Annotated in this window: 15 protein-coding genes; 10 read left to right on the forward strand and 5 right to left on the reverse strand. The window is 71.0% G+C overall.

Going from position 1 to position 14,915, the window contains the following annotated elements; genetic code table 11:
- The first annotated feature begins 93 nt into the window (after positions 1 to 93).
- A complete protein-coding gene (locus tag IE325_RS28105) occupies positions 94 to 966 on the forward strand; it encodes a thioesterase family protein (RefSeq protein ID WP_190072889.1) in 873 nt (290 codons plus the stop codon).
- Positions 967 to 1,607: 641 nt separating this feature from the next.
- Here the strand turns inward: IE325_RS28105 and IE325_RS28110 are convergent.
- Entirely contained in the window at positions 1,608 to 2,237 is a 630-nt protein-coding gene (locus tag IE325_RS28110) for a TetR family transcriptional regulator (RefSeq protein ID WP_190072890.1), read from the reverse strand.
- Between the two features lie 146 nt (positions 2,238 to 2,383).
- Between IE325_RS28110 and IE325_RS28115 the strand changes: the two genes are divergently transcribed.
- The 3 genes from IE325_RS28115 (at position 2,384) to IE325_RS28125 (ending at position 4,142) form a co-directional block, all read left to right on the forward strand.
- Positions 2,384 to 2,536 carry a hypothetical protein gene (locus IE325_RS28115; RefSeq protein ID WP_190072891.1) on the forward strand — a complete coding sequence of 51 codons (153 nt, stop codon included), beginning with the start codon at positions 2,384 to 2,386 and terminating at the stop codon, positions 2,534 to 2,536.
- Positions 2,537 to 2,579: 43 nt separating this feature from the next.
- Positions 2,580 to 2,858 (forward strand): DUF4190 domain-containing protein, encoded by a 279-nt coding sequence (locus IE325_RS28120; RefSeq protein WP_190072892.1) that lies wholly within the window; start codon positions 2,580 to 2,582, stop codon positions 2,856 to 2,858.
- A gap of 114 nt (positions 2,859 to 2,972) precedes the next feature.
- Positions 2,973 to 4,142: a cysteine desulfurase family protein gene (locus IE325_RS28125; RefSeq protein WP_190072893.1), complete on the forward strand. Its 1,170-nt coding sequence runs from the start codon at positions 2,973 to 2,975 to the stop codon at positions 4,140 to 4,142.
- Between the two features lie 4 nt (positions 4,143 to 4,146).
- On the opposite strand, the gene IE325_RS28130 is transcribed toward IE325_RS28125, so the two are convergent.
- Positions 4,147 to 4,812 carry an N-acetylmuramoyl-L-alanine amidase gene (locus tag IE325_RS28130; RefSeq protein ID WP_190072894.1) on the reverse strand — a complete coding sequence of 222 codons (666 nt, stop codon included), beginning with the start codon at positions 4,810 to 4,812 and terminating at the stop codon, positions 4,147 to 4,149.
- Between the two features lie 60 nt (positions 4,813 to 4,872).
- Here IE325_RS28130 and mnmA point away from each other — a divergent pair, with 60 nt between their 5' ends.
- The gene (mnmA, locus tag IE325_RS28135; RefSeq protein WP_190072895.1) at positions 4,873 to 6,003 is read left to right on the forward strand and encodes a tRNA 2-thiouridine(34) synthase MnmA; all 1,131 of its coding nucleotides are present in this window, start codon (positions 4,873 to 4,875) and stop codon (positions 6,001 to 6,003) included.
- Positions 6,004 to 6,012: 9 nt separating this feature from the next.
- On the opposite strand, the gene IE325_RS28140 is transcribed toward mnmA, so the two are convergent.
- Both IE325_RS28140 and IE325_RS28145 read right to left on the reverse strand, forming a co-directional pair.
- On the reverse strand, positions 6,013 to 6,792 hold the full coding sequence (locus IE325_RS28140; protein ID WP_190072896.1) for an alpha/beta fold hydrolase: 780 nt from the start codon (positions 6,790 to 6,792) through the stop codon (positions 6,013 to 6,015).
- Positions 6,793 to 6,830: 38 nt separating this feature from the next.
- A complete protein-coding gene (locus tag IE325_RS28145) occupies positions 6,831 to 7,154 on the reverse strand; it encodes a DUF427 domain-containing protein (RefSeq protein WP_190072897.1) in 324 nt (107 codons plus the stop codon).
- Positions 7,155 to 7,204: 50 nt separating this feature from the next.
- On the opposite strand from IE325_RS28145, the gene IE325_RS28150 reads away from it, so the two are divergent.
- The 5 genes from IE325_RS28150 to IE325_RS28170 all read left to right on the forward strand — a co-directional run bounded on the left by IE325_RS28150 (position 7,205) and on the right by IE325_RS28170 (position 14,306).
- Positions 7,205 to 7,744 (forward strand): LOG family protein, encoded by a 540-nt coding sequence (locus IE325_RS28150; protein ID WP_190072898.1) that lies wholly within the window; start codon positions 7,205 to 7,207, stop codon positions 7,742 to 7,744.
- A gap of 27 nt (positions 7,745 to 7,771) precedes the next feature.
- Complete coding sequence (locus IE325_RS28155) at positions 7,772 to 8,461, forward strand: SDR family oxidoreductase (protein WP_190072899.1); 690 nt, start codon at positions 7,772 to 7,774, stop codon at positions 8,459 to 8,461.
- A 98-nt stretch (positions 8,462 to 8,559) separates the two neighbouring features.
- Entirely contained in the window at positions 8,560 to 9,609 is a 1,050-nt protein-coding gene (locus tag IE325_RS28160; protein WP_373315232.1) for a methionine synthase, read from the forward strand.
- 15 nt (positions 9,610 to 9,624) lie between these two features.
- A complete protein-coding gene (ligA, locus tag IE325_RS28165) occupies positions 9,625 to 11,817 on the forward strand; it encodes an NAD-dependent DNA ligase LigA (protein ID WP_190072901.1) in 2,193 nt (730 codons plus the stop codon).
- A 272-nt stretch (positions 11,818 to 12,089) separates the two neighbouring features.
- Positions 12,090 to 14,306 (forward strand): putative bifunctional diguanylate cyclase/phosphodiesterase, encoded by a 2,217-nt coding sequence (locus IE325_RS28170; RefSeq protein WP_190072902.1) that lies wholly within the window; start codon positions 12,090 to 12,092, stop codon positions 14,304 to 14,306.
- Between the two features lie 4 nt (positions 14,307 to 14,310).
- Here IE325_RS28170 and IE325_RS28175 read toward each other — a convergent pair whose 3' ends face one another.
- Complete coding sequence (locus tag IE325_RS28175; protein WP_190072903.1) at positions 14,311 to 14,892, reverse strand: TetR/AcrR family transcriptional regulator; 582 nt, start codon at positions 14,890 to 14,892, stop codon at positions 14,311 to 14,313.
- Between the last annotated feature and the right edge of the window lie 23 nt (positions 14,893 to 14,915).

The following is a 14,915-nucleotide window of genomic DNA, read 5'->3' on the forward strand; positions in this document are numbered from 1 at the left end:
TACCGAAAAGTTGCCCGAGTCTCATCGGATTCGTTGCTTTCGGCGACAGGAGAAAAGCTACCGCTTAGTAGTTTGTTGTTGTACCGTTCACCCATGCCAGAAGCAGCCACTGCCCCGATGGCCCCGACGGCCCTGCGGGCCACGATCGGCGACAGCGAGTTCGACCGCGACACCGCGCTCACCCTCCGCGAGCCCGGCGTCTACGACATCGACCTCTCCGCCGGCTGGACCATCATCAGCGCCGTCAACGGCGGCTATCTGCTGGCCGTCCTCGGCCGCGCCCTCGCGGACGCCCTGTCGCACGACGACCCGTTCACGATCTCCGCGCACTACCTGACCGCGTCCCAGCCGGGCCCGGCGGTCGTCCGCACGGACGTGGTGCGCACGGGACGGACCCTGTCGACCGGCCAGGCATCCCTCCTCCAGTACGACGACGAGGGCCGCGAGGTCGAGCGCATCCGCGTCCTCGCCTCCTACGGCGACCTCGACTCCCTCCCCGACGACGTCCGTACGACGGCCGAGCCGCCCGCGATCCCGCCCATGGAGCACTGCTTCGGCCCCGAGGACGGACCAGCACCCGTGTCCGGCAGCTCGGCGATCGCCGACCGCCTGATGCTCAAGCTCGACCCCTCGACGCTGGGCTGGGCACTCGGCCAGCCCTCGGGCAAGGGCGAGATGAGGGCCTGGTTCGGACTGGCCGACGGCCGCGACGCCGACCCGCTCTCGCTGCTCCTCGCGGTCGACGCGCTGCCGCCGACCGCCTTCGAGATCGGCATCTCCGGCTGGGTCCCCACGGTCGAACTCACCGTCCACATCCGGTGCCGCCCGGCCCCGGGCCCGCTGCGGGTGTCGATCACCACGCGCAACCTCGCGGGCGGGTTCCTGGAGGAGGACGCGGAGGTCTGGGACAGCGCGGACCGACTGGTGGCGCAGTCGCGGCAGTTGGCGCGGGTGCGGCTGGGCTGACGCCCGGTCATCGGAGGGGACCTTTGGGCGTGCTTTGCCCGGTACACAGGTGATCAACAGCAGGGCCTCAAGGTAGGCCCAGCGGGCGTTGGTTGAGTTCCAGTTCCCAGGACCTTCTCATCTCCCTTGGAGCTGTCTCTCATGAAGCGTGCGCGTCTTCTTCCCGCCGTGGCCCTGCTGGCGCTCTCGCCCTTTGCCCTGGCGGCCTGCGGCTCCGGCGACTCCTCGTCGGACTCGAACGGCGGCAACTCCGGTCAGCAGCAGTCGTCGTGTCAGCAGCCGTCGGGGGCGCCGAGTGGGGCGCCTTCGGGGATGCCTGGCGGGGCGCCGTCGGCCGGGGCGTCCGGGGCGTCCGGGGTGCCGTCGGGGGCTCCGAGCGGTGCTCCCAGTGGCGCGCCGAGTGGTGCTCCCGGTGGGGCGCAGGGCGGCGGCCAGGGTGGTCCCGGTGGCGGGCAGGGCGGTGGCTGTGGCGGTCCCGGTGGGGGTGGCCAGGGTGGTGGGGCGGCTCCCAGTGGTGCGCCGAGCGGTGCGCCGAGCGTGGCGGCCTCGGCGACCAAGAGCTGACGCGGGACGTCGTACGACAGGGGCGGCACCGGTGAACGGGGGTGCCGCCCCTTGGCGTGCCTGGGCTCGGCCGGTGTTCAGCCCTCCAGCCAGTGCTCACGGCCGATGCTGATCAGCCGCATACGCCGGGTCGCGGCCTGGGCGACGCGGTGCCGCTGCTCCTCGGGCGCCTCCAGGACGTCCAGGAACAGGGAGGCCGTGATCAGCATCTGGTCGACGTAGAGGTTGGCGAGCATGAGGAGGTCCTCGTCGTCCCAGCCTTCGGAGACCGGGTCCTTGGCGAGCGCGTCCGTCACCTCCTCGGCGAAACGGGCCAGTTGGCCCTGGATCGCCTCCCGGACGGACTGCACACCGCCGTGCCGCTCGCGGGCGATGAAGCGGACGTGGGCCGGGTGCGTCTGGACGTGCCGGTCGATCAACTCGACGGCCCGCTCTATGCGTTGGTCGCTGTCGCCGGCCGAGGAGACGATCGTGCGGATCATCGGGTGCAGGCTGCCCAGGGCCTCCTCGACGAGGGCGACGCCGAGGTCGGCGGTGGAGCGGAAGTGCCGGTAGAAGGCGGTCGGGGCGACGCCGACGGCGCGGGTGACCTCACGCAGGCCGAGACTGCTCAGGCTCTGGTCCTCCAGCAGTCCCAACGCGGCGTCCAGGAGCGCCTGTCGGGTCTTCTGTTTCTGGGCCTGCCGAAGGCCGAGGGTGTGACTCATGCCATGCAGTTAACAACTGTTCTCTGGAATTGAAAAGCCGTACGGCGCGCTAGACTTAGGAGTCAGTGAACAACTGTTACTACAACTGTTCACCGAAACGTAACGAGAGAGATCGCCACAAGAGATCTCGGAGGGGGATCCGACCCATGCTGTTCCTCGTCGCCGCGCTCCTGCTGCTGGGCGTGCTGCTGGGCGCCGTGGCCCACGCGCCGCTCGCCTTCACCGCCGTCACCGCCGCCGTGATCGCCGTATGGCTGGCCGTCTTCGCCGCCCGCGAGCGTCACGCCCGCCGCAACTGACTCCGTCACCCGGACCGAACCGACTCATCAGGAGCTGACACCCATGCAACTCACCGCACCGGCAACCACCCGCCCCGGCACCCGCCCGCGCACCCGCGACGCCGACGGCATGGCGGTGGCGTCCTTCATCCTCGGCCTCCTCGGCCTCCTCGTCTTCAACCTCTTCCTCGGCCCGACCGCCATCGTCCTGGCGACGGTGTCCCTCTGGCGCGGCACCAAGCGCAAGGGGCGGGCATACCTGGGCATGGGGCTGGGCGTGGCCGACCTGCTGGTCCTGCTGGCGTTCGTACAGATGGACAGCTCGGTGTCCTGGAGCTTCTAGAAGCTCCGGGCCTGGCCGCCACCGCGGGCACCTCGCCACCGACGTCGAGGGCAACCCCGGCAAGGCGCCACCGGCTCAAGCCCAACGCGGTGGCCCCGTAGAATCGTCGCCACCATGGCTTACCTCGACCACGCCGCGACCACCCCCATGCTCCCGGAGGCGGCAGAGGCGCTGACCGCCCAGCTGAGCGTCACGGGCAACGCGTCCTCTCTCCACGCATCCGGCCGCCGAGCGAGGCGCACCGTCGAGGAGGCCCGCGAGACCCTCGCGGAAGCGCTCGGCGCCCGCCCCAGCGAGGTCGTCTTCACCTCCGGCGGCACCGAGGCCGACAACCTCGCGGTCAAGGGCCTGTACTGGTCCCGCCGCGACGCGGACCCGGCGCGGACCCGCGTCCTCGCCAGCCCCGTCGAACACCACGCCGTCCTCGACGCCGTCCACTGGCTCGCCGAGCACGAGGGCGCGAACGTCGAGTACCTCCCCGTCGACCCCCACGGACGCGTCCACCCCGACGCCCTGCGCGAAGCCATCGCCCGCGACCCCGACGACATCGCCCTGGCCACCGTGATGTGGGCCAACAACGAGATCGGCACCCTGATGCCGGTCCGTGAACTGGCCGACGTGGCAAGGGAGTTCGACGTCCCCCTGCACGCCGACGCCGTCCAGGCCTTCGGTCAGGTCCCCGTCGACTTCGCCTCCTCCGGCCTCGCCGCGATGACCGTCTCCGGCCACAAGATCGGCGGCCCCTACGGCATCGGCGCCCTGCTCCTCGGCCGCGACCAGACCCCCGTCCCCGTCCTGCACGGCGGCGGCCAGGAACGCCACGTCCGCTCCGGCACCCTCGACGTCCCCGCCATCGCCTCCTTCGCCGTCGCCGGCCGCCTCGCCGCCGAGCAGAGGGAATGGTTCGCGAACGAGATCGGCGCCCTGCGCGACTCGCTCGTCGACGCCGTCCGTACGGCCGTCCCGGACGCGATCCTCGGCGGCGACCCGGCACCCGAAGGCCGCCTCCCCGCCAACGCCCACTTCACCTTCCCCGGCTGCGAGGGCGACTCCCTGCTGCTCCTCCTGGACGCCCAGGGCATCGAGTGCTCCACGGGCTCCGCCTGCACCGCGGGCGTCGCCCAGCCCAGCCACGTCCTGCTGGCCACCGGCACCGACCCCGACCTGGCCCGCGGCACCCTGCGCTTCTCCCTCGGCCACACCTCGACCGAGGCCGACGTCGAGGCGGTCGCCAAGGCGATCGGCCCGGCGGTGGAACGCGCACGGGCGGCCGGGCTCACCTGAGCCGTCAGGCGGGCGCCGTGCGCGCCGCCCGCACGAGCTTCATGTATCGGTCCCAGTCCCAGTGCTCCCCGGGATCCGTGTGGTCGGTCCCCGGCACCTCCACATGCCCGATGATGTGCTCGCGGTCGACGGGTATGTCGTAGCGCGCGCATATCCGGGCCGTGAGCCGCGCGGACGCCTCGTACATGTCGTCCGTGAGGTCCTGCGGCCGGTCCACGAAACCCTCGTGCTCGATGCCGACACTGCGCTCGTTGTAGTCGCGGTTGCCCGCGTGATACGCCACGTCCAGCTCGCGGATCATCTGGGTGATGTGGCCGTCCTTGCGGACGATGTAGTGCGCCGCCGCCCCGTGCTCAGGGTCCTGGAACACCTTCACCGCGCTGTCGAAACTGCCCTGGGTGACATGGATGATCACCATGTCGATGCCGTAGTCGTCGGGCCGGTCCGCGCGCCGCCAGTTCGCGTCCGACGCCGCCACCCAGCGCGCGCCCGTGAAGTCGACCTCGCCCTCCTCGCGCGGCTTCTCCACGCCCGGCACCCGCCACCACAGCCGCGCCAGCTCGTCCCGGGCCAGCACGGCCGAGCCCACCGCGGCCGCCGTCCCGCCGATGAGCAACGCACGACGCCCGACCTTCCGGTCGCCGTCCTTCGAAGCCTTCCGCTCTCCCATGTGATCGTCAACGGATACTCGCGGGCCCTGGTTCCCGCGCCCCCTTACCCTGGAAGGGTTATGACTGACACCGCGCAGCCCTCCCGCCCCCTCCGCGTCCTCGCCGCCATGTCCGGCGGGGTCGACTCCGCCGTCGCCGCCGCCCGCGCGGCTGAAGCGGGCCACGACGTCACCGGCGTCCACCTGGCCCTCTCGGCGAACCCGCAATCCTTCCGCACGGGCGCGCGTGGCTGTTGCACCATCGAGGACTCCCGCGACGCCCGCCGCGCCGCCGACGTCATCGGCATCCCGTTCTACGTCTGGGACCTCGCCGACCGATTCCGTGAGGACGTCGTCGAGGACTTCATCGCCGAGTACGAGGCCGGCCGCACCCCCAACCCGTGCCTGCGCTGCAACGAGAAGATCAAGTTCGCGGCCCTGCTCGACAAGGCCCTGGCCCTCGGCTTCGACGCGGTCTGCACCGGCCACTACGCCACGGTCGTCCTCAACGACGACGGCACCCGCGAACTGCACCGAGCCTCCGACATGGCCAAGGACCAGTCCTACGTCCTCGGCGTCCTGGACGAGAAGCAGCTCGCGCACGCGATGTTCCCGCTCGGCGACACCCTGACGACCAAGGACGAGATCCGCGCGGAGGCCGAGCGCCGTGGCCTCGCCGTCGCCAAGAAGCCCGACTCGCACGACATCTGCTTCATCGCCGACGGCGACACCCAGGGCTTCCTCGCCGACCGCCTCGGCAAGGCGGAGGGCGACATCGTCGACGAGTCGGGAGCCAAGCTCGGCACCCATGAGGGCGCGTTTGGCTTCACCATCGGCCAGCGCAAGGGCCTGCGCATCGGCACCCCGGCCGCCGACGGCAAGCCGCGCTACGTCCTCGACATCTCGCCGGTGAACAACACGGTGACGGTCGGCCCGGCCGACGCCCTGGACGTGACCGCCCTGACCGCGATCAAGCCCCGCTGGTGCGGCACCGCCCCGACCGGCCCCGGCACCTACACCGCCCAGCTGCGCGCCCACGGCGGCGAGACCGAGGTGACCGCCGAACTGATCGACGGCTCCCTGGAGGTCACCTTCACCGAGCCGGTCCGCGGCGTCGCCCCCGGCCAGGCGATCGTCCTGTACGACGACACGCGCGTGGTGGGCTCGGCGACGATCGCGTCCACGGTGCGGGCGACGCCGTCGACAGTGTGAGAGCCCGCATTAACTCGCGAAGAACTCCGCCAGGACTGGTGCGAGCACATCCGGCTCCACCATGTGGGTCTGCCCCTCCAGGCTCCGATACGACCCACCCGGCACGCTCTCCGCGACGGCCCGCGCGGCCTCGTGCATCCACGCGGGACTCGCGCTGCCCGCAATGGCCAGCACCGGCACGGTGATCGCCGCCAACCGGTCCCGCGGCACCAGCCCGTCGCCCATCACGGCGTTGTCGTAGGCCAGGCTCGGCGCGATGGTCTCCATACCGGCCCACATGGGGGACTGCCGGGCGCCCTGGATCATCTGCTCGGCCATCCCGGCCAGCCGCAGGAACAGCTCGACGGCGTCCCCACGGCGCCCCTGACCGAGTGCTTCCGTGAGCCGCGCGGTGTACTCCGCACGCTCCTCGGCGCCCCCCTCGTAGACGGCGAACGGCACCTCGTACACCGCGACCCGCCGCACCGGCAGCCCGCTCGCCGCCGCCTCCAGCACCAGCGCGGCGCCCGACGAGATCCCGTACAGCAGCGCCTCGCCGCCCACCGAGTCGATCAGCGCGGCGAGATCCTCGACCTCCCGCTCCACCGAGTACGGCCGGGTGTCGCCGCTCTCACCCCGCCCGCGCCTGTCGTACGCGACGACCCTGAAACGCTCCGACAGGGGCACGGCGAGCGGCGCCACGGTGCCCCCGGTGGACATCGCCCCACTGACGAGGATCACCGCGGGACCGTCCCCGGAGATCTCGTAGGCGATGGAGGTGCCGTCCGCGGAAATGGTCTTCTTGTCCATGCCTGTGGAGACTGCCGTACGGCACCCGAACTAATCGCTTACGACACTTCGACTTCGTAGAAGCAGAGGTGGTCCTTGATCTCGGCCACGTCCGGCTTCGGGTCCGGGTACGCCCAGACGAGGTCGGCGGCGTCCGGCAACGACCAGTAGGAGGCCGTTCCCTTGAAGGGGCAGTAGGTGTGGGTCTCGGAGGGCGTCAGCAGGTCCAGCCGTACGTCCTCGGCGGGGAGGTAGTACCGCACGGGACAGCCGGTCTCGCGCAGCACCAGGGGCCGGTCGCTCTCCGCCAGGACCTGACCGCCGTGAACGGCCCGTACGCGTCGCGTGCCCTGCTCGATCGTGATCGTGTGTCCATCAGCCATATCCGGAAAGCGCTCGCGGGCGCCGGGTTCTTCCCGCGTACGGTGGCCGCATGCGAATCTGCGTCTTTCTCTCCGCCGCCGACCTCGACGACCGTTACACGCGCCCCGCGCGCGAGTTCGCGAAACTGATGGGCAAGGGCGGGCACACGCTCGTGTGGGGTGGGTCCGACGTGGGTCTGATGAAGGTGGTCGCCGACGGGGTGCAGGAGGCGGGCGGGCGGCTGGTCGGGGTGTCCGTGGAGTTCCTGGCCGCCAAGGCCCGCCCCGGCGTCGACGAGATGGTCATCGCGAAGGACCTGGCGGAGCGCAAGAAGCTGCTGCTCGAGAAGGCGGACGCCGTGGTCGTCATGGTCGGCGGCACGGGCACGCTGGACGAGGCCACCGAGATCCTGGAGCTGAAGAAGCACGGCCACACCGACAAGCCGGTGGTGCTGCTCAACACCGCGGGCTTCTACGACGGCCTGAAGGAGCAGTTCCGCCGTATGGAGGTGGAGGGCTTCCTGCCCCGTCCGCTGACCGACCTGGTGTTCTTCGCGGAGGAGCCGGTGGGGGCGCTCGCCTACCTGGAGGAGAGCCGGGGAGTGGAGTGACGTCCCACTGATGCGAGCATGGCGGGCATGGCTACACATGTGATCACCGGAGCCGGTTCCGGCATCGGCGCGGCCGTCGCCCGCCGCCTGCACGCGCGCGGGGACGAACTCGTGCTCCACGCGCGTGACGCGGGCCGTGCGAAGGAGCTGGCGGCGGAGTTTCCCGGCGCGCGGACGCTGGTCGGCGACCTGGCCGACCCGGACAAGCTGTCCTGGGCGTTCTCCCACCAGTCGCTCCCCGACCGGGTGGACTCCCTGCTGCACATCGCCGGCGTCGTGGACCTCGGCCCGGTGGGCGACCTGACCCCGAAGACCTGGCGTCACCAGCTCAACGTCAACCTGATCTCACCGGCCGAACTGACCCGCCACTTCCTGCCGCAGCTGCGCGCCGCCCGCGGCCACGTGATCTTCGTCAACTCGGGCGCCGGGCTCAGTGCCCACGCCGACTGGTCCGCGTACGCCGCGTCCAAGCACGGCCTCAAGGCCCTGGCGGACTCCCTCCGCCACGAGGAACACGGCAACGGCGTCCGGGTCACCACCATCTACCCCGGCCGCACGGCCAGCCCCATGCAGGCGAAGGTCCACCAGCAGGAGGGCAAGGAGTACGACGCGGCGAGGTGGATCGACCCGGAGTCGGTGGCGACGGCGTTGGTGATGGCCTTGGATCTGCCGAGGGACGCGGAGGTGAACGACCTGACGGTGCGGCCGGGTCGTTAGGTCTTTTCGACCCCGCTGGGTTTTTCAGCCCGTCCGGCGTTTGAGGACGAGGCCCGTTCAGGGCCGACAGCGGGGGTCCGGGGGCGGCAGCCCCGGGGATGGGACGGGTAGGGGCGGCGGGGGCGAAGAAACATAGGCTTCTGGGCGTGAACGCAAACCCAACCTTCGCCCCCGCCACCGGCATCGGCTCCATGCCCGGCGGCGACGCCCGCGAGACGGCCAAAACCGTCACGGGCTCCTTCGAGGACTTCCCCCACCTCGCAGAACTCCCCGCCCGAGGCCCCGGCGCGGACATGATCGGGCGAACCGCAGGGATGCTCGTCGAGCTGTACGCCCGCGTGGAACCCAGCGGCTGGCGAATCGGCGACCGCCCGGGGAGGGACACCAAGCGGGCGAGGTCATGGCTGGGGGAGGACCTCGACGCGCTGGAGGAGTTCACCCAGGACTACGAGGGGCTGGTGAAGGTACAGGCCGTCGGCCCGTGGACCCTCGCCGCCGCGCTCGAGCTGAAGAACGGCGAAGCCGCCCTCTCCGACCCCGGCGCCTGCCGCGACCTCGCCGCCTCCCTCGCCGAAGGCCTGCGCCAGCACCTCGCGGAGGTGCGGCGCCGCATCCCCGGCGCCCGCCTCGTCCTCCAGCTCGACGAGCCCTCCCTCGTCGCCGTACTCCGCGGCCAGGTGAAGACGGCGAGCGGATACCGGACCCACCGCGCCTTCGACCGGCAGCTCGTCGAGGCCACCCTCCGCGATGTCGTCGGGGTTCACGGCGACGGCCCCGTCGTGGTCCACTCATGCGCACCGGACGTCCCGTTCGCCCTGCTGCGCCGGGCGGGCGCGGCGGCGATCTCCTTCGACTTCTCCCTTCTCACCGAGCGTGACGACGACGCGATCGGCGAGGCGGTGGAAGGCGGCACCCGGCTCTTCGCCGGTGTCGTGCCGGGCACGGACGGCCCATTGTCAGACCCTGCCGGTAGCGTCATGGGTGTCAGGACGTTGTGGCGCAGGCTGGGGCTGTCACCGGGGCTTCTCGCGGAGGCGGTCACGGTCACGCCGTCGTGCGGACTCGCGGGGGCCTCCCCGCAGTACGCACGGGGGGCTCTCGCCCACTGCGTCCGGGCGGCGAGATCCCTCGCGGACAACCCAGAGTAACGGGAGGACAATACGGTGGCCGGCGACAAGCAAGCGGAGACGACGGTGCCCGCCGAGGCACGGGAGCAGCACGCGAAGCTCGCTGAGCAGATCGAGGAGCACCGCTTCCGGTACTACGTGAACGACGCTCCGGTCATCAGCGACGCGGACTTCGACAAGCTCCTGCGCTCGCTGGAGGCGCTGGAGGAGAAGTATCCGGAGCTGCGCACCCCGGACTCGCCGACCCAGAAGGTGGCGGGTGCGTACGAGACGGAGTTCACGGCCGTCCAGCACCGGGAGCGCATGCTCTCGCTCGACAATGCCTTCGATGATCTGGAGCTGGCTGCCTGGGCCGAGCGCGTCCACAAGGACGTCGGTTCCTCCGTGCATCACTTCTTGTGCGAGCTCAAAGTCGACGGCCTCGCCGTCAACCTCACGTACGAACACGGGCGCCTCACTCGCGCCGCCACGCGCGGCGACGGTCGAACCGGCGAGGACATCACCCCCAATGTCCGTACGATCGCGGACATTCCGGACCGACTGAAGGGTGACCGCGTCCCGGATCTGGTGGAGATCCGCGGCGAGGTCTACTTCCCGATGGAGAAGTTCGAGGAGCTCAACGCCCGCCTGGTCGAGGCCGGCGACAAGCCCTTCGCCAACCCGCGCAACGCCGCCGCCGGTTCGCTCCGCCAGAAAGACCCGCGCGTCACCGCCACCCGCCCTCTGCACATGGTCGTCCATGGCATCGGCGCCCTGGAGGGCTTCGAGGGCCTCACCCGGCTGTCCGAGGCGTACGGCCTGCTCAAGACCTGGGGGCTGCCCACCTCCCCCCACAACAAGGTGGTCAACGACCTCGACTCGGTGCGGGCGTTCATCGCCTACTACGGCGAGAACCGGCACTCCGTGGCGCACGAGATCGACGGCGTCGTCGTCAAGCTCGACGAGATCCCGCTCCAGGGTCGCCTCGGCTCCACCTCGCGCGCCCCTCGCTGGGCCATCGCGTACAAGTACGCGCCGGAGGAGGTCAACACCAAGCTGATCAACATCCGTGTGGGCGTCGGTCGCACCGGCCGGGTCACGCCGTACGCCCAGGTCGAGCCGGTCACGGTCGCAGGCTCGGAGGTCGAGTTCGCCACCCTGCACAACCAGGACGTCGTCAAGCTGAAGGGCGTCCTCATCGGCGACACCGTGGTGCTGCGCAAGGCCGGCGATGTCATCCCGGAGATCCTCGGTCCTGTCGTCGACCTGCGTGACGGCAGCGAGCGCGAGTTCGTGATGCCGTCCGAGTGCCCGGAGTGCGGTACGGCGCTGCGGCCCATGAAGGAGGGCGACGTCGATCTGCGCTGCCCGAACGCCCGCACCTGCCCGGCCCAGTTGCGTGAGCGCCTGTTCTACCTCGCGGGCCGCAAGGCGCTGGACATCGAGCACTTCGGCTATGTCGCCGCCGCCGCGCTCACCAAGCCGCTGGAGCCGGCCGACCCGCCGCTCGTCGACGAGGGCGACCTGTTCGACCTGACGCCCGAGCAGCTGCTGCCCATCAAGGCGTACGTCCTCGACCAGGACAGCGGACTGCCCAAGCGCGACCCGAAGACCGGCGAGGAGAAGATCGCCACGGTCTTCGCCAACCAGCAGGGCGAGCTCAAGAAGAACGCGGTCTCGATGCTGGAGTTCATCGCCGCCGCAAAGGAGCGCCCGCTGGCCCGTGTCCTCACCGGCCTTTCGATCCGGCATGTCGGCCCGGTCGCCGCCGAGGCGCTGGCCCGCTCGTTCCGCTCCATCGACCGGATCGAGCAGGCGAGCGAGGAGGAGCTGGCGAACACCGAGGGCGTCGGCTCGATCATCGCCGCCTCGCTCAAGGAGTGGTTCGCCGAGGAGTGGCACCAGGAGATCCTCCGCAAGTGGAAGGCGGCCGGCGTCCGCATGGAGGAGGAGGGCTCCGGCGAGGACGAGGGGCCGCGTCCGCTGGAGGGGCTCACGGTGGTGGTCACCGGCACGTTGGAGCACTTCACGCGCGACGGCGCGAAGGACGCGCTCCAGAGCCGCGGCGCGAAGGTCACCGGTTCCGTTTCGAAGAAGACATCTTTTGTTGTCGTAGGTGACAGCCCCGGGTCCAAATATGACAAGGCCATGCAGCTGAAGGTGTCTGTTCTGAACGAGGATGGCTTCAATGTCCTATTGGAGCAGGGGCCCGACGCGGCGGCCGAAGTTGCGCTCCCTGTGGAGGAGTAGCGGTTGAAGGCGGCCCGATCGGCGCATACCAGATGCATACGGGTGGGTGGGGCGCATTCGGGCAACCGTCGACGACCGCTGCCCGTGGAAGCCTTCTGCGGCCTACTGTTGAGATGTGCGCCTGCCGTGCCCAGCTGCGGTCGGGGCATCCCCTTGCTCTTGCAGAGCTGCGAAGGGCGGGGGGAAGGGCTTTCCAACGCGGCGCCGTTGAAGTTGGTTGTCGGGCATCGGGCCGCGTGGCGTGGGCACCGCCGGCTGTGAGAGGGACGGGAATGGAACCGACCGAGAGCGCCGCCCCGCACTCACGGCTGCGCCGGTTGGCCGGCGCATGGCGGACGTGGACGGCGCGGACAGCGGTGCGTCCGGACACGGACGGCGCCGCCGGGCGAGCCGCCGCACCGCGCACCGTGATGGACGGCCACCCCACCATGCCGCTCGCCTCCGACCACCCCGACCATGAACGGCATCTGTCCTGGCCCGCGCTGCCCGCGGCGGTCGTCGCGGCGGCCGGGTTCGTCCTCGGCGCCGGGTTCTACCGGGCGTTCACCGACAACCACGCCCTCTTCCCGGCCGGCACCGTCGGCTGGTCGCTGGCCGTGCTGACCGGCATCATCGTCGGCCACCTGGTCGCGCTCGGCCGCGCCCGCTGGTGGGGCGGCACCGGCTCCGGCGCCGCCCTCACCCTCGCCGTGCTGATGCTGTACGGCTGGGTGCCGGCCGGCATGGTCAGCCTCACCGTCGTCGTCCTGGTCGGCGTCGCCCGCCGCAACCGCTGGCGTCAGGGCGTCCTGCACGGCGCGGTGGACATCCTCGGCATCGCCTCGGGGGCCCTCGTGCTGGCCGCCTTCGGCCGGGTGCCCACCGTCGAGAACCCGTGGGATCCGGACTCCTGGACGCTCTACACCGCGCCCGGCGTGGTCCTGGTCGCCGCCGCCTATCTCGCGGTCACCCGGGTCCTGCTGTGGTACCTGCACACCCCGCGCGGCGGCCTGCCCACCGTCGAGCGCACCGCCCTGGTCAGACACGGCCTGGTCGCCGTCGCCCTGCTCGGTATCGCGCCGCTGGTGTGCGTCGTCGCCATAGCCAAGCCCCTGCTGCTGCCGCTGTTCGCCATCCCCCTCATCGCCCTCGACTCCACCCTGTGGATCGCCCGGGCCCGTGCCGAGGAGCAGCTGCGCGATCCGCTGACCGGACTGCCCAACCGGCAGTGGCTGCTGGAGCGCATCTGGACCGCGCTCGACGACGCCGAGCGCATCGGCGCCCGGTCCGCCCTGATGCTGATCGACCTCGACCGGTTCCGTTCGGTCAATGACACGCTCGGTCATCTGGCCGGTGACCGCCTGCTGTTGCAGATAGCGGACCGGCTGCGCCTCGCCCTGCCGCGCGGAGCGGAGGCCGCGCGGCTCGGCGGTGACGAGTTCGCCGTCTTACTGCCGGTCGCCGACTCCACGACGTCCGCGACCCGGGTCGCCCGCAGTCTTGTCACCGCCCTCAGCTCCCCCCTCGACCTTGACGGACTCACCCTGGTCCTGGAGGCCAGCGCGGGTGTCGCGGTCTTCCCGGACCACGCCCTCGACGCCGAGGGACTGCTGCGGCGCGCGGACGTGGCGATGTACCAGGCCAAGCGGGACCGCACGGGCGTGGAGGTCTACGAGTCCAAGCGTGACTCGAACACCCCTGACCGGTTGGGCCTGCTGGGCGACCTGCGCCGCGCCCTCGACGCGCACGAGGTCGAGCTGCACTACCAGCCGAAGGTCCGCTTCGACGGACAGGTCGCGGGTCTTGAGGCCCTGGTCCGCTGGGTGCACCCGGAGCGCGGGAAGGTGCCGCCGGACGAGTTCATAGCGATCGCCGAGTCGTCGGGGCTGATGCCGCATCTGACGGAGTATGTGCTGGAGACGGCGCTCGGGCAGGTGGCCCGGTGGCGGTCGCAGGGGCTGTTCGTGCCGGTCGCGGTCAATGTCTCCCCGCGCGATGTCCACACCCCCGGGTTCGCCGGCTCCGTCGCCGCGCGCCTGGCCCGGCACGGAGTCCCGGCGGGAGCGCTCCAACTGGAGATAACGGAACACGTCCTCCTGGAGGACCCCCAGCGGGCCGCGGACACTCTGGCCGGGCTGACCGGGCACGGCGTGAAGATGTCCCTGGACGACTTCGGCACGGGCTACTCGTCCCTCGTGCACCTCAGACGCCTCCCGGTGAGCGAGCTGAAGATCGACCGGTCCTTCGTGGCACGGCTCGCGGTGGACACCGAGGACGCCGAGATCGTCCGCTGCACCGTGGATCTGGCGCATTCGCTGGGCCTGCTCGTGGTCGCCGAGGGCGTCGAGGACGACGAGACCTGGGAACGGCTGCGTGACCTCGGCTGTGACGCCGTACAGGGGTGGCTGGTGGCCGCCGCGATGCCGCCGGAGGAGACGACGGCGTGGTTGCGGGCGCGGGGGTCGCGGGGGTGGCAGCGACCACGGGCCGCGCTGCCGGCCGCCGAGTAGTTCGTCAGGACGTCGCGGTGAAGTGGCCGATCAGCAGGGCCAACCGCTGTTCATGAGCGCCCTCCGGGAGTCGGCCGCTGCGCATCAGCGTGACCAGGCCGTGTAGCCCGGCCCAGTACGTCTCCGTCAGCAGCCCTGTGTCGTCGCCCTCGGCCGCGATGGGCGCGACCGCCGCCAGGAGTTCCCCGAACGCCTCCTTCAGCGGTGCCGGTGCCTCCTCCGTGGCGAACGGCAGATCCACGGCGTGCGTGAACATCGCGTCGTACAGCGCCGGTCGCCGTCGGCCGAACGACGTGTACGCCTCGCCCACCGCCGCCAGCGCCGCACGCGCGCCCTTCGCCGCCGTACGGGCCGTGCGCAGTTCGGCCGCCATCTCCGCGCACCCCTGCACCGCCACCGCGGCCATGATCGCGTCCTTGCCCTTGAAGTGGCTGTAGAGGACCGGCTGGCTGTACTCGATCTCCGCCGCCAGGCGGCGGGTCGTGACCGCGTCCCAGCCCTCCGACTCCGCGAGTTCCCGGGCCGCCGTGATGATCAGCCGCTCGCGTTCCGCTCGTTCGCGCTCCTTGCGCGTCTGGATCGACATGCCAGAAATTCTAGCAGTGCTAG

This window comes from Streptomyces lanatus (genome assembly GCF_014655715.1).
Classification (GTDB): domain Bacteria; phylum Actinomycetota; class Actinomycetes; order Streptomycetales; family Streptomycetaceae; genus Streptomyces; species Streptomyces lanatus.

Bases quoted from the DNA above. Each gene is read 5' to 3' on its own strand.
- IE325_RS28105 (WP_190072889.1), top strand. From the start codon at position 94: ATGCCAGAAGCAGCCACTGCCCCGATGGCCCCGACGGCCCTGCGGGCC.
- IE325_RS28110 (WP_190072890.1), bottom strand. From the start codon at position 2,237: ATGAGTCACACCCTCGGCCTTCGGCAGGCCCAGAAACAGAAGACCCGA.
- IE325_RS28115 (WP_190072891.1), top strand. From the start codon at position 2,384: ATGCTGTTCCTCGTCGCCGCGCTCCTGCTGCTGGGCGTGCTGCTGGGC.
- IE325_RS28120 (WP_190072892.1), top strand. From the start codon at position 2,580: ATGCAACTCACCGCACCGGCAACCACCCGCCCCGGCACCCGCCCGCGC.
- IE325_RS28125 (WP_190072893.1), top strand. From the start codon at position 2,973: ATGGCTTACCTCGACCACGCCGCGACCACCCCCATGCTCCCGGAGGCG.
- IE325_RS28130 (WP_190072894.1), bottom strand. From the start codon at position 4,812: ATGGGAGAGCGGAAGGCTTCGAAGGACGGCGACCGGAAGGTCGGGCGT.
- mnmA (WP_190072895.1), top strand. From the start codon at position 4,873: ATGACTGACACCGCGCAGCCCTCCCGCCCCCTCCGCGTCCTCGCCGCC.
- IE325_RS28140 (WP_190072896.1), bottom strand. From the start codon at position 6,792: ATGGACAAGAAGACCATTTCCGCGGACGGCACCTCCATCGCCTACGAG.
- IE325_RS28145 (WP_190072897.1), bottom strand. From the start codon at position 7,154: ATGGCTGATGGACACACGATCACGATCGAGCAGGGCACGCGACGCGTA.
- IE325_RS28150 (WP_190072898.1), top strand. From the start codon at position 7,205: ATGCGAATCTGCGTCTTTCTCTCCGCCGCCGACCTCGACGACCGTTAC.
- IE325_RS28155 (WP_190072899.1), top strand. From the start codon at position 7,772: ATGGCTACACATGTGATCACCGGAGCCGGTTCCGGCATCGGCGCGGCC.
- IE325_RS28160 (WP_373315232.1), top strand. From the start codon at position 8,560: ATGGGACGGGTAGGGGCGGCGGGGGCGAAGAAACATAGGCTTCTGGGC.
- IE325_RS28170 (WP_190072902.1), top strand. From the start codon at position 12,090: ATGGAACCGACCGAGAGCGCCGCCCCGCACTCACGGCTGCGCCGGTTG.
- IE325_RS28175 (WP_190072903.1), bottom strand. From the start codon at position 14,892: ATGTCGATCCAGACGCGCAAGGAGCGCGAACGAGCGGAACGCGAGCGG.